The organism is Neobacillus massiliamazoniensis (assembly GCF_001048695.1).
Taxonomy (GTDB): domain Bacteria; phylum Bacillota; class Bacilli; order Bacillales; family Cytobacillaceae; genus Neobacillus; species Neobacillus massiliamazoniensis.
This window is the reverse complement of the sequence record NZ_CVRB01000002.1, coordinates 173720-187364: the sequence shown is the minus strand read 5'-3', so window position 1 is coordinate 187364 and position 13645 is coordinate 173720. Positions and strand designations below refer to the sequence as shown.

Sequence of the window (13645 nt, the reverse complement as noted above, 5' to 3'; positions counted from 1 at the left end):
AGTTTAACTGAGTGAAAAAATGTTTGTCAATTCTAATGACGCTGTTATTAATGTTCTCTATTTTACCGACTGGTTTTGCTGAAAAAGCTCCGGTGAAAAAAACCGTCACCTATCAAATTCCGTTATCAGTTCGAAATATCTCGAAGGAAAATACGTATCCGAATTCAACCCAAAACCTTCCACATTTGCAGCCGAGTGAATTAACGAAAAAATTAATCAACTCGTCAAAAGTTAAAATTGAAAACCCCGATTTAATTCGGATGCTTAATGAATCCAGCATCAACAGTTCCCCTTTTGCTATTGGCTACCGTGCAATTGTCTATCTTGGACAGTGGCCATTAAATTATGAATCAACGGAAACATCGCCTAATTGGGAGTATCAAAAAATTAATACTAATTACTTTGATAACCGTGGTGGAAATGTTCCCTATCAAATTCACTATGTACAGGAAGTACAAAAAATCGTGCGTGGCGGATTAACTGCCAAAGTAGCAAATGCAGAAGATGTTAAAAAGATGATGCTGCACAAGGCAATGGAAAAAACGAAGCTTCCGCTCTCATTTGAAACCATCATTGGCGGGGGAACGAAAAACGATCATGTATATAACATTCCAGCGAACCGCTTAGGTTACTTATATGCTTTCTGCCCAGGCGTCAATGAAAAAGGGAAGGTAACTTACGGGGAAGTTTATCTCATGTTAAAAGGAAGTAGAAAGTTTATTGTCGTTAAAAATGTTACATCGCAAGGTATCGGAGCCTGGATTCCTGTTCAGGATTATGTGTCATTCAGCTTCGCAGCCTCTGAACGCCCAAGATAAGGATGTCTCAAAACATAGTGTCAGGCCCCTCAACCTACAATTGTAAAGCGGGGGGTCAGACCCTTTTGGACATCCTTTCCTTTACTTTTGTGGAAAAATGATTGCAAATAGTACATTATTTCGATAGGATGGATACGTTACTGAAAGGAGAGAACAGTTTTGGGCAAAGCAACCACTGATAAAAATTCACAAGTGAATTTCTTAAAGCAACGACTAAATATGTTTCTTGATGTTCTCGATGCCATTGATCCGGCAGAAACAGACCTTGATGATATTGACCGCTTACTATCTATCCTTGATGATATGGAGTCAAAATGTCGAGAATTCGATAATCGTGAAGCAAGCGAGCCTGTTTCGTAAACGGGCTTTTTTTTATTGAAAAAGCTATTTTGACTTCGAGAATTGTCCAGCTCCATAAGAGTAAGCTTCGGAAGCGATACCTCGCACGCCGAAAAACGTGAGTTTTTCGGCGGAGACGCCCAGCGCCTAGTGTACTTCGCTCTTCTCCCTACGATAAGTCAACATAGGGTCACTCTGTTCTCCGTGTTGTCTAGCTCTAGCGCCTAGGGGCTCGGGGTCATAAGTCAATCCGCCATGAAGGTTAAAAACCACCCTTCACGTCGGCCTGTCTTATGCCTGTGGCCCCTGACCCAGGCGCTTCCGCTTTTCTACTTTCCTTATCTCAGTCGAAGCGCTCCAGTCCATACGGCGCTAAACGGGTGTCTTCCGCTTTTCTTGTGTAATCGGTTGCAACCTTATTCTTTAATTCCATGGTTGTTAGGAGTATAATGAGAAAGTCAAAATGTTGATTTTTTTGGGGACAAAGGGAAAGGGGAACATGAAATTGGATATCGCAAAATTTCAAGAAAGCATGTACAAGCTTGTAGTAGATACATCTACTAAACTACCAAAAGACGTTCGCCGTGCCGTGAAGGCTGCAAAGGACAAAGAGAATGCCGGAACTCGTGCAGCAATGAGCCTTGCCACCATCACGAATAACATCAAAATGGCTGACGATCAAGTATCACCTATTTGCCAGGACACTGGCTTACCAACCTTTAAGATTAAAACTCCTGTTGGTGTGAACCAATTACAATTAAAAGAAGCCATTAAAAATGCCATTGTCCTTGCGACAAAGGAAGGGAAATTACGACCTAACTCTGTTGACTCGTTAACAGGTGAAAACAGCGGCGATAATCTTGGGGGAGGTTTGCCTGTTATTAAATTTGATCAATGGGAAAAAGACTATATCGATGTCCGCCTTATTTTAAAAGGGGGCGGTTGTGAAAACAAAAACATCCAATACAGCTTGCCTTGTGAGCTCGACGGACTTGGACGTGCCGGCCGTGACTTAGATGGAATCCGTAAATGTATCATGCATTCCGTTTACCAGGCTCAAGGACAAGGCTGCAGCGCCGGATTTATCGGTGTGGGAATTGGTGGCGACCGTTCATCTGGATACGACTTAGCAAAGCAGCAGCTATTCCGCTCAGTGGATGATGTCAATCCTAATGAGGACCTTCGTCGTTTGGAAGAGTATGTTTTGGAAAATGCAAACAAGCTAGGGATCGGTACAATGGGCTTTGGCGGCGAAGCAACGCTGCTCGGCTGTAAAATTGGTGTGATGAACCGAATTCCGGCAAGCTTCTATGTTTCCGTTGCCTACAATTGCTGGGCATTCCGCCGTATGGGTGTCGCTATTGATGCAGTGACCGGAGAAATTAATGAGTGGATGTACCAAGAGGGTGAATTCATTGATTTTGCGGCAACAGATGCTGAGAAAGAAACTGCTCCTACAGAGGACTTCATCACTTTACAAGCACCGATTACGGAAGAACAAATCCGTTCATTGAAAGTCGGAGACGTGGTTAAAATTAATGGTATGATGTACACCGGTCGTGACGCAATTCATAAGTATTTAAGCGATCACGATGCACCAGTTAATCTTGACGGTCAGATCATTTATCATTGCGGTCCGGTTATGCTTAAGGATGATGCGGGCGTATGGCATGTTAAAGCAGCCGGCCCAACCACGAGCATTCGCGAGGAGCCTTACCAAGGCGATATCATGAAAAAGTTTGGCATTCGCGCCGTTATCGGTAAAGGCGGTATGGGACCAAAAACATTGGCTGCCCTAAAGGAACATGGCGGCGTATACTTGAATGCAATCGGTGGTGCAGCTCAGTATTATGCAGACTGCATCAAATCAGTTGAGGGCGTAGATTTAATGCAATTCGGAATCCCTGAAGCGATGTGGCACCTTCAAGTAGAAGGCTTCACAGCAGTCGTAACAATGGACTCACACGGAAACAGCCTACACGCTGATGTAGACAAATCTTCATTGGAAAAATTAGCGCAGTTTAAAGATCCGGTTTTTAAATAAAATTTGATTTTAAAGAGGGTAGACGTGAGTGGTGCGTTTATCCTTTTTTTATTTTAATAAATCCACTTGTACTATAGTGTGCTTTAGATACCGTCTGCATTCTTAAACATTTATTCGACAAAATCTTGCAAACTTCGAGTGGCAACTTCCCTAACTAAAACATAAATATACCTTTATCTTCCAATTATGTTTCCCATTTTTAAACAAACAATAATAAAAAAAGGGGGAACATCGATGAAAAGAATAATATGGATTATTGGCATGTTGCTTGTATTGGCGCCCAGTATTACATACGGAGCTGTCTCCAATCAGCAAATCCACTGGGGTATAAAAAAAGCGGAAAATGAGAATCAGGCTGAGGCAGGTGCTAAGCTTGACCAAATCATTGAAAAATACGGGGCTTTTTACAAAGGTGACCCGATTTCCAAAAACATTTATCTAACTTTCGACAGTGGCTATGAAAATGGGAATACGCCAAAAATCCTTGATGTTTTAAAAAAGGAAAAAGTACCAGCAACGTTTTTTGTAACAGGTCATTTTTTAGAGTCACAGAAGAAGCTGTCTAAACGGATTGTGAAAGAAGGACATATTATTGGCAACCATTCATGGAGTCATCCTGATTTTACGGCAGTAAGTGCAGCAAAAATTCAAGACGAGCTTGAAAAGGTTAAAGCGAGGACAAAAGAAATAACGGGGCAAAAGGGAATGAAGTACCTTCGCCCGCCAAGAGGGATTTTTAGTGAAAGAACGCTGCAAATTACTAAAGATGAGGGTTACACTCACGTATTTTGGTCCCTTGCATATGTAGATTGGAATGTGAAGCAGCAAAAGGGCGCGGAGTACGCATATAACAATATTATGAGGCAAATTCATCCCGGGGCTGTTCTTTTATTACACACAATCTCGAAGGATAATGCCGATGCCCTTGAAAAAGTGATAAAAGATTTGAAAAATCGAGGGTATCATTTCAAAAGCCTTGATGATTTTCCTATGAAAAAATAAAGCCGGATTCCAAGTGAATTCGGCTTTTCTTTGTAAATCATGCTATAATACGGGAAAACTTCCCTGTATGTAAGGAAGGACCGAATAAATGGAGTGAACACTGTGAAAACAGAACAAAATATCAAAATTCAATTACATCAGACGTTTCCTTTAACAATAAAAAGGATTGGAATTAATGGAGAAGGAGTCGGATATTTTAAAAAACAGGTTGTCTTTGTGCCAGGTGCACTACCAGGAGAAGAGGTTGTCGTCGAGGCTACAAAAATAAGTCCAAAATTCGCGGAAGCAAAAATAAAAAAAATCCGCATCAAATCTCCTTTCAGGGTACAACCACCTTGCCCTGTCTATGAAAAATGCGGAGGGTGTCAACTTCAGCATTTACGCTATGACCAACAGCTTAAGGAAAAACGAGACATTGTGATCCAATCACTTGAACGGCACACGAAGCTAGAAGTCAACAAGCTGGATATTCGTGAAACGATCGGGATGGATGATCCATGGGGATACCGTAATAAAAGTAGTTTTCAGCTCGGTCAAAAGGACGGAAAAGTGCTAGCAGGACTATACGGCCTCAATTCTCATCAACTCATCGATATCGAACATTGCGCTGTCCAGCATTCCCAAACGACGGAAGCGACAGCCAAAGTTAAAAAGATTTTAGAGGAGTTATCTATTCCTATTTATAATGAAAAAACAAAAAAAGGAATTGTCCGCACCATTGTAACCCGTGTAGGTGTTCAAACAGGCGAGCTTCAGGTTGTTTTTATTACAACACAAAAAGAACTGCCGAAAAAGGAGCTTATTATTGAAGAAATTCAAAAGCGACTTTCCCATGTGAAGTCCATCGTCCAAAATATCAACGGGCAAAAAACATCGCTGATTTTTGGGGAAGAAACCTTTAAGCTGGCTGGGGAAGAATTTATTCAAGAAACATTAGGCGACCTACAATTTGAGCTGTCAGCACGGACCTTCTTCCAGTTGAATCCGGTCCAAACTGTAAAGTTATATAATGAAGTAAAAAAAGCGGCAGATCTGACTAGTCATGAAAAAGTAGTGGATGCTTATTGCGGTGTCGGAACAATCGGGTTATGGCTCGCTAATCAGGCAGCAGAAGTCCGCGGCATGGACATTATCCCGGAATCGATTGAGGATGCAAAGAAAAATGCAAAACGTCAAGGGATCACCAACACTAAATATGTCCCAGGTAAGGCAGAAGAAGTATTGCCAAAATGGGTGAAAAAGGGCTGGAAACCGGACATCATCGTGGTCGATCCCCCCCGAACCGGCATGGACAATCAATTGATTCAAACTATTTTACAGGTCAAACCTGAAAAACTCATCTACGTTTCATGCAATCCATCTACCTTGGCAAAGGACATCAATTTGTTAATCTCGAAATATGAAGTGAAGTATATTCAGCCGGTGGATATGTTTCCGCAGACCACCCATGTAGAAACTGTTTGTCTTCTAACCAGTAAAATCAAGGTTATTGAGTAATAATAATATCTATCAGGTTTGATTTGCCTACCATTTGCTAACGGAACTTTTATCTGGTAGGCAAATTAGGATTGATTGCATTTTTAAATATCTTTACTGATTGTTCAGCCATTTTTTCTGTTGCGTGTGTAAGTGTCAAGTGTGGTTTCGATTTTGGTATGACCCAATCTTGTTTGAAAATCTTTGATATTTGCACCATTTTCGATAAGAGTGGTTGCATGGGTATATCTAAGGGAATGGAAATTAAACATGATCCCTAAGCTAAAATGAATTACTCTGCTAGCATATTTGAATGTGTCAGGGGTTACCATATCTCCATTTTCTTTGGTGCAAACCATATTGATCGGTTGCATTATACTAGTATTCGAGCGCGTTACCCAGCTGTTTCCACCTATGATATTTAGCTTAATGAAGAATAATTTTGTGACGAAACAAGGAGCATTCGCTGGAATCATTATGGGGGGTAGCATACATTACGCTTTCGAAAAGCACTTTAGGAACCCTGGTTCCTTTACTTCCTCAGTGGGTGAAGGATATAAATGTAGGGATAATAGCACTTATTATAAATGTAGTAGTTATGACTGTTGTAAGTATGGTAACAAAGAATGATAGTGTTTCTAAAAAGAAGATTGAACGAGTTGCATCTTGATGTTAAAGGTTCATATTCACATTAAGCTTAGCGGAAAAGGATCCATTTGGGAAAATAATACGCGCTTAGACTTGACCAAGTTTAAAACATAATCCTTTCACAGAAAATAGAACATCTTCTCGTTTTTTAAAACCGCACGATCAGTGCGGTTTTTATATTTGAGCATTCTTTTAGGACATGAACATCATAAACCCCATGTTCCTTCTTAAGTATGTTTTCAACGTCATTAGATATATATGGAAGCGATTGTTCTAAATAACGGTGGGAAAAAACAGCAGGAAAAGATTAAGCTATTAATAGAACATGGGGCTGATGTGAACATACCAGATTCTGAAGGTGTCACACCGCTTCAGCATGCAAACGAAAGAAACTTTGCAGCAATTGAAATTCTAAGCTGTTGCAAAAAGATAGAATAAGTTGCCATAATAAATCACTTTCCCTTATCCCTGCGGTATTATTGGGAAGAAGAAAGTGATTTATTTTCTCGTTCACGAAATTCTGTAGGAGATATTCCTTCTATTTTGCGAAATAACGTACTGAAATAGTGCTGACTTCTGAATCCAGACTTTTCGGCAACATCCGATATCGTCCAATTTATGTGAGTTATTAAAAATTGTTTGGCTGTTTGAATCCGATATTGGATTAGATATTCAGAAAATAAGACCCCGACTTCTTCATGAAATTTCCGGCTCAAGTATGTTGGGTTAACATGCACCTTATTCGCAATATCTAATAAGGAGATCTTTTCATTGAACCCTTCATGAATAATTTTTAGTGAACAATCTATGAGACTAGAATAGATCTTTGCTGGCTGCTTGTCTTTATATTTAGCTAAGACACTTAATAATTCACTTTCGATGATTGGCTTGGTTAAATACTCCGATTCGAATGGATTGTTGTGTATAGTTGAAATTCTGAGAGGCTGTCACCATAATAATGTCTACTTCCTGATTGATTTCCCGCAATTCTTCTCCGAATTCCAGACCTGATTTTCCTGGAAGATTGATATCTAAAAAAGCCAATTGGATAGGAAAACTTCGATTAATGTCATGTGCCTGGTTTGCATCAGCCGCTTTGTAAATCTTCCAATTAGGGCATTCCGATTGAAGCATATACTCCAATTGTTCTAATTCTAATAGTTCATCATCGACAATTAAAGCATTCATTTCTTCAGCCCCTTCTTTATCAGCCGCCTTCGTTATTTCATTAAATTTTAATCAAAATCGATAATTAAAGTAAATACAACGAGAGAATTAAGTAAAAATTTTTAAAAAAATAGTATTAATTCTGAAAATATAAACAATCCTTTTTTCTTATAATTAAAAAATGTGTTGTACTCGTTCATGGGTATTTCTTGAACAAGTCTGAAAGGAAAAGGAGGGGAAACTAAATGATTGACTTACTGCTTGTACATGGAACCGTGATCACGATGGACAAAGACAGACGAATTCTTCAAGATGGTGCTGTCGCAATAAATAATGGAAGAATAGTAGCTGTAGATACAACCGAAAGGCTAATGGGAAAATTTGAAGCGCAAAAAGTGTTGGATTGCAGCCATCAGTGTATTTTACCAGGATTAATTGATGTTCATGGTCATGGCGGGCATTCGATGTTTAAAACGATTGCAATGGAGAATATTGATTTTTGGATGCCAATTATGACAAATACGTATAAACATTTTGTAACAGATGATTTTTGGTATTACGAAGGAAAGCTTTCGGCGCTTGAACGATTAAAAGCTGGAATCACGACAGGTGTATCCGTTTTAGGTTCGATGCCGCGGTCGGATGATCCGATTTTTGCAATCAATCATGCGAAGGCTTATGCAGAAGTTGGTGTTAGAGAGGTGGTTTGTACCGGTCCTTGCAATCCCCCTTGGCCGCATTTATTCAGCCGTTGGGTTGATGGAAAAAGAGTTACAAAAGAAGTCACCTACGAGGAAGTGATAAAGGGGGCTGAAGCAGTCATTGAAGCATTGAATCATGCTAATCATGACAAAACAAGAGCCTTTATTACACCATTTGTAATCGTTACTTCTGTAGATCCTTCCAGTCCAACTTCACCAGCCCGGCTTTATGGATTAACGGAGCATGACCGCTATCAAGCGAAAAAGATTAGAGAGATTGCGAGAAAATATAATACACGAATTCACTCTGATGCCTTTGGCGGAATGATTCACTTAGCCATCCAAGATAAGGAGAACGCGCTTTTAGGTCCCGACGTTCACCTTCAGCATTGCCGCGGAATATCTTTTGATGAGGCAAAAATTTTAGCTGAAACAGGTACAAATGTGAGTGCGTCACCCGGATTTACACAGGTACATGCACGAACGCCAATCATCGAATTACTTGAACTGGGAGCGACGGTTGCGATTTCTACTGATGGAACTTCTCCATCAACAAGCTTCGATCTTTTTCAAGCAATGAGGAAAACTCAGTTTATTCATCAAGCAGCATTAAGAGACGAATATTATTTACCGCCTGGCAAACTATTAGAAATGGTCACAATCGATGCCGCGAAATGCATTGGCTGGGATGACGATTTGGGATCGCTGGAAGTTGGAAAAAAAGCAGATGTCATTACCGTTAACTTAAATCAGCCCCACTTGACTCCTGAATTTATGCATGTTCATCGGCTTGTCTATCAAGCCGTAGGAAATGATGTGGAGCATACAATCGTGGATGGAAAACTAATCATGGAAGGACGAAAAGTTCTAAATGTTGATGAAGGCACGATTTTAAATGATGCCAATGAAGAGGCGCGTTCCACAATCAAGCGTGCGGGTCTTGAGAAATATATGCAGCCAACAAAATATTTTTGGGGACATGCACGTGCCTATGTAGACGAAAAAAGATATAACGAGGAAGATTATGATTTTACTATGCAAAATTAACAGAGCCTTAACAAAAAGAGCTTATAAAGGCTGGTTATAATCATGATTCGAACCTACATTCTTTTACTAATCTGTGTTACCTGCTGGGGGAGTAATTTTATTTTTGGTGCGATTTTGGTAAAAGAATTCTCACCAATGCTTCTTGCAACGTTAAGATTATTTTTTATTACTATTTTTATTGGGCTATATACTTTTAAATTAAAAAAATGGGTTTGGATAAATAGAAAAGACTGGTTGATGATGATTCTACTTGGATTAGTTGGAACATTTGTGAATCATTGGACATTCTATGCCGGACTAAAAACAGCCCATCCGACAACTTCAGCATTAATTCTAGCCTTAACACCCATTACAACAGCTTTATTAGCTTCCATATTTCTAAAGGAAAAACTAACATTGAAGTTATCAATGGGATCCATTATTGCTTTTTTGGGTGTTTTCTTTGTTATTACAAATGGAGAAAGCCTCCGATTTTCAATTGGAATTGTATGGATTTTTATTACAATGCTATCTTTTTCAATCTCAATTATTCTCGTTAAAAAGCTTACAGACCGCTATCATCCAATTACTACAACTGCATACTCTACCTTAATCGGATTTAGCAGTTTAGCACCTGCAGCCCTTATGACAGAATCTCCCCTTAAGTTCAGCAGTGAAATAGGGCCATGGATTTTATTAATAGTTTCTGCAATCATTATGCATGGAGTCTGTACGTTAATTTGGAACAGTCAAATACAAAAGGCAGGGGCTTCAAAGGCATCACTATTTATGAATTTGGAACCGTTTATTGCTATGATTGTCGGATTAATCGTTTTAAAAAATAGTATCACACTACCACAAATTTTCGGTTCTATCTTAATCATTACTGGAGTTGTAATCTCAACACAAATGAAGGTTAAAAAAATCGGAAAGAAAGCCAGTTTTTCTTTAGAAATAAAGGAAAAAGCTAATATTTTATTATACGGAAAACTTAAGTAAAACTTATTTTTTTTATATTTTTCCTATAGTTATCCCTATGTTAACATTTTTATATAGGAAATAAGGGGTTGGTAATGGTGTATCGACTCTTCGTGTTTTTATTCGTTGTTATACTTACCGGATGCCATGGGATCTCTTCGCAGAGTTTACAGAAAGAAACGCAATCGAAAGAAAAGAAGGTGAAAGTAATGGATCAACAATTAATTGGGTTGGCAGAAAAAGGAGACACAGAAAACGTTCTGAAATTGCTTGAAGAAGGTGCAAACATCAATGCAACAGATGGACTCGGGAGAACAGCTGTAATGGCAGCGACTTATAACAATAAGGTAGATACGGTAAAGGCACTGATCCAAAATGGAGCGGACATTAACATTCGTGACAACAACTTAGAAAATGTACTCTTGCATGCCGGAGCAAAAGGGCTGCTCGAGATCGTAAAACTTGCGATTGATGCCGGTGCAGACACGAAACTTACGAACCGGTTTGGGGGAACGGCACTTATCCCGGCTTCAGAGCGCGGACATGTTGAAGTGGTTAAAGAACTACTTACTCATTCCGATATTGATGTCAACCACATTAATAATTTACATTGGACAGCATTAATAGAAGCGGTCATTCTAGGTGACGGCGGGGATAAGCATCAAAAAATCGTTCAACTGTTAGTCGACCATGGGGCTGATGTTAACATTGGTGACCGGGATGGGATTACACCCTTGAAACATGCTCAATCTCGCGGATTTCGAGAAATTGAAAATATCTTACAAAAAGCTGGAGCATAGCCTTAAATGAAATAAAAAAACGTTCAGGCACAAAAAATGCATTCCGTTTTGTGCCTTGAGCTGAGCGAAAGGGTTCAACTTGTATTACAATCATGGAATTTCAAAATATTTACAACAAAGAAAAAATACATCTATTTGTGATTTTTAGAGGAGAATTATCCATGCCATCAAAATCTGCGTTTCCGTTTTTACTGATTTATATGTTTCTTGCGATGCTTGGCATTGGTCTTGTTATTCCTATTCTCCCTGACCTTCTAAAAGAATTCGGAGCAGACGGAAAAGCAGCAGGATATTTAGTGTCGGCCTTTGGCTTGACACAGTTTTTATTTTCGCCAATTGCTGGAGATTACTCAGACAAATACGGCCGCAAGCCGATGATTGTCGTTGGACTGTGCTTGTTCGCTATTTCCAACTTAGTGGCTGCCACTGCAGGACATTTTTCTCTTTTAGTTGTTGCACGCTTAATTGGTGGAATGGGTTCTGCTGCCTTAGTCCCGTCCATTATGGCTTATATCGTTGATATCACAACAGAACAACAGCGGGCTAGGGCAATGTCGTTTTTAGGTGCTTCGATGTCATCCGGTTTTATTATTGGTCCGGGTTTGGGCGGATTGCTTGCTGAGTTCGGAACAAGGGCACCCTTTTTTGTATCTGCAAGTATTGGTCTTTTGGCGGTGATTTGTTGCATACTATTATTGCCGGAATCCCAATCTGTAGAGGTTCGTCTTATGCGTCTGAAATCAAAACCAAAGAGAGAAAATATTTTTCGTCAACTAGTACAATCGGTTAGATCGCGTTATTTTATCCTATTATTAATGATATTCGCTCTTACGTTTGGACTTACTCACTTTGAGGCGATATCACCGCTGTTCGTTACTCAGAGCTATGGATTTACGACTAGAGAAATTTCCATTATGTTTATGGTTTGTTCCTTGATTGGCACATTCAACCAATTAATGCTGACCAACCGTCTTACACAAAGGTTTGGGGAAAAGCCAATTGTTAGCAGCATGCTCTTGCTTTCTGCTGTATCGTTAGTGTTCTTGCTATTCTCGGGCAACTTCTTTTATGTAATAATAGTAACGATGTTATTTTTTACATTTAATAATATATTACGGCCGACGATTAACACGCTGCTATCGAAGGAAGCTGGAGATGAACAAGGATTTGTAGCAGGGTTAAATAATGCCTATATGAGTCTCGGACAAATTTTTGGGCCAGTGCTTGCGGGACTTTTATTCGATATTGATATCAATCTACCTTATCTGTTCGGAGCATTCGTGCTACTAGTTAGCACTTTCGTAGCAGTCAAGTGGTTAAGGAGTAAAAATGTAGAAATTAACCAAGAAAATAAGGTTTTGAATGTCAGTAAATGAGAAACCATTATCTAATGGTTTCTTTTTTTATTGAAAGGCTGTGTGTAATAATCTTCAACCACCAGTTGGAGTTAGAAAATGGACCAAAAAGTATCGTGAATGGCTAGATACATTAAAATTTGAAAGCTCATCTTTCCGAGTGGTTTTTCAGGAATATTATCATCAATTAAAAGAGTTGGGACAACGCATTCTAAGACTCGAAGCGGAAATTAAATTACAAGCCACCGAAGGTGTTCATGCCCCAACGATAAATCATAATTTATTCAAGTGGAAACATTATCAACCCGATATTATTCTTCTTACTGTCAGATGGTACCTACGGTACAACTTGAGCTTTTTCGTAATCTTGTGGAAATGATGGAGGAAAGAGGATTATCGATGGCTCACTCGACCATTATGCGTTGGGTTCATCAGTATAGTCCTGAATTAGACAAGCGACTTCGTTGTCATCTAAAACGTACAAATGATTCATGGAGAGTGGATGAAACGTATATCAAAGTAAAAGGTCAATGGATGTCTCTATATAGTGCAGTGGATTCCGAAGGAAACACTATTGACTTTTACCTAAGCAAAACAAGAGACCAAAAGGCTGCAAAGTGCTTCTTCAAGAAAGCTTTGCGGTCTTTTCATGTTTCTAAGCCTCGTGTCATAACCGTCGATAAAAATCCAGCGTATCCTGTAGCCATTCAACAGCTAAAAGACGAGCAAAAGATGCCTGAAGGCATCCAAATGAGACAAGTGAAATATCTCAATAATATCGTAGAACAAGATCATCGTTTCATTAAGAAAAGAGTACGCTCTATGCTGGGATTCAAAACGTATGAAACTGCTACTTCAATAGTACGTGGCATGGAAGCCACGGATATGATGAAAAAAGGGCAAGTTCACCAAGGGGTGAAGTCTGCCCAAAATGAAGTTGAGTTCATACATAAGTTGTTTGGATTAGCATCATAATTCATGGATAAAAGGATATTGAGGTTCTATGTTTCTAACAAATCATATTTGTACCCGAACCTTTATTTCTAATAAGTCTTTAACTGTAAGCAACCCTTTTCCACCCCCTGGACATAATTTAAACATAATTAATTGTATAAGATGCACAAATGAAATGATAGCTTTTTGGTTTGATTAAACGATGACCTCTTTGTGCATTATAACTAAAATGAACATGTTAAGGCTTAGTGCTTCTCTGCAACATTGGAAAACATTTTTGTATTGAGTAACCATTTGCGGTGATAATATCAAATGCTTCTTCATGTAAAGAAGCAGA

At 39.2% G+C, this 13645-nt stretch carries 12 protein-coding genes and 3 pseudogenes; 12 read left to right on the top strand and 3 right to left on the bottom strand.

The window, feature by feature from the left end; translation table 11 throughout:
* Nucleotides 1–11 precede the first annotated feature (11 nt).
* The 5 genes from BN1082_RS08900 to rlmD all read left to right on the top strand — a co-directional run bounded on the left by BN1082_RS08900 (nt 12) and on the right by rlmD (nt 5700).
* Nucleotides 12–818 carry a YfkD famly protein gene (locus BN1082_RS08900; protein ID WP_090633503.1) on the top strand — a complete coding sequence of 269 codons (807 nt, stop codon included), beginning with the start codon at nt 12–14 and terminating at the stop codon, nt 816–818.
* Between the two features lie 159 nt (nt 819–977).
* A complete protein-coding gene (locus BN1082_RS08895) occupies nt 978–1178 on the top strand; it encodes an SE1561 family protein (RefSeq protein ID WP_090633500.1) in 201 nt (66 codons plus the stop codon).
* A 484-nt stretch (nt 1179–1662) separates the two neighbouring features.
* Complete coding sequence (locus BN1082_RS08890) at nt 1663–3201, top strand: fumarate hydratase (RefSeq protein WP_090634909.1); 1539 nt, start codon at nt 1663–1665, stop codon at nt 3199–3201.
* A gap of 234 nt (nt 3202–3435) precedes the next feature.
* Nucleotides 3436–4203 (top strand): delta-lactam-biosynthetic de-N-acetylase, encoded by a 768-nt coding sequence (gene pdaA, locus BN1082_RS08885; protein ID WP_090633498.1) that lies wholly within the window; start codon nt 3436–3438, stop codon nt 4201–4203.
* A gap of 102 nt (nt 4204–4305) precedes the next feature.
* On the top strand, nt 4306–5700 hold the full coding sequence (gene rlmD / locus BN1082_RS08880; RefSeq protein ID WP_090633496.1) for a 23S rRNA (uracil(1939)-C(5))-methyltransferase RlmD: 1395 nt from the start codon (nt 4306–4308) through the stop codon (nt 5698–5700).
* 104 nt (nt 5701–5804) lie between these two features.
* On the opposite strand, the gene BN1082_RS08875 is transcribed toward rlmD, so the two are convergent.
* The gene (locus BN1082_RS08875) at nt 5805–6053 is read right to left on the bottom strand and encodes a tyrosine-type recombinase/integrase (RefSeq protein ID WP_245640368.1); all 249 of its coding nucleotides are present in this window, start codon (nt 6051–6053) and stop codon (nt 5805–5807) included.
* Nucleotides 6054–6069: 16 nt separating this feature from the next.
* Here BN1082_RS08875 and BN1082_RS28155 point away from each other — a divergent pair.
* Both BN1082_RS28155 and BN1082_RS08870 read left to right on the top strand, forming a co-directional pair.
* A pseudogene (locus BN1082_RS28155) lies at nt 6070–6349 on the top strand (sodium:solute symporter family protein); the annotation flags it as partial.
* Between the two features lie 236 nt (nt 6350–6585).
* Nucleotides 6586–6765 (top strand): annotated as a pseudogene (locus BN1082_RS08870) (ankyrin repeat domain-containing protein); the annotation flags it as partial.
* Nucleotides 6766–6803: 38 nt separating this feature from the next.
* On the opposite strand, the gene BN1082_RS28150 reads toward BN1082_RS08870, so the two are convergent.
* A complete protein-coding gene (locus BN1082_RS28150) occupies nt 6804–7043 on the bottom strand; it encodes a helix-turn-helix transcriptional regulator (protein WP_245640367.1) in 240 nt (79 codons plus the stop codon).
* 154 nt (nt 7044–7197) lie between these two features.
* Nucleotides 7198–7515: a response regulator transcription factor gene (locus BN1082_RS28145; RefSeq protein WP_245640366.1), complete on the bottom strand. Its 318-nt coding sequence runs from the start codon at nt 7513–7515 to the stop codon at nt 7198–7200.
* Between the two features lie 224 nt (nt 7516–7739).
* On the opposite strand from BN1082_RS28145, the gene BN1082_RS08860 reads away from it, so the two are divergent.
* The 5 genes and pseudogenes from BN1082_RS08860 (at nt 7740) to BN1082_RS08840 (ending at nt 13329) form a co-directional block, all read left to right on the top strand.
* Nucleotides 7740–9242, top strand: a complete 1503-nt coding sequence (locus tag BN1082_RS08860) for an amidohydrolase family protein (RefSeq protein WP_090633494.1) — start codon at nt 7740–7742, stop codon at nt 9240–9242.
* A gap of 42 nt (nt 9243–9284) precedes the next feature.
* Entirely contained in the window at nt 9285–10220 is a 936-nt protein-coding gene (locus BN1082_RS08855; protein ID WP_090633493.1) for a DMT family transporter, read from the top strand.
* Nucleotides 10221–10408: 188 nt separating this feature from the next.
* Nucleotides 10409–10999, top strand: a complete 591-nt coding sequence (locus tag BN1082_RS08850; RefSeq protein WP_090634907.1) for an ankyrin repeat domain-containing protein — start codon at nt 10409–10411, stop codon at nt 10997–10999.
* Between the two features lie 161 nt (nt 11000–11160).
* Nucleotides 11161–12375 (top strand): MFS transporter, encoded by a 1215-nt coding sequence (locus tag BN1082_RS08845; RefSeq protein WP_090633492.1) that lies wholly within the window; start codon nt 11161–11163, stop codon nt 12373–12375.
* A gap of 247 nt (nt 12376–12622) precedes the next feature.
* A pseudogene (locus BN1082_RS08840) lies at nt 12623–13329 on the top strand (IS6 family transposase).
* Nucleotides 13330–13645 lie beyond the last annotated feature (316 nt).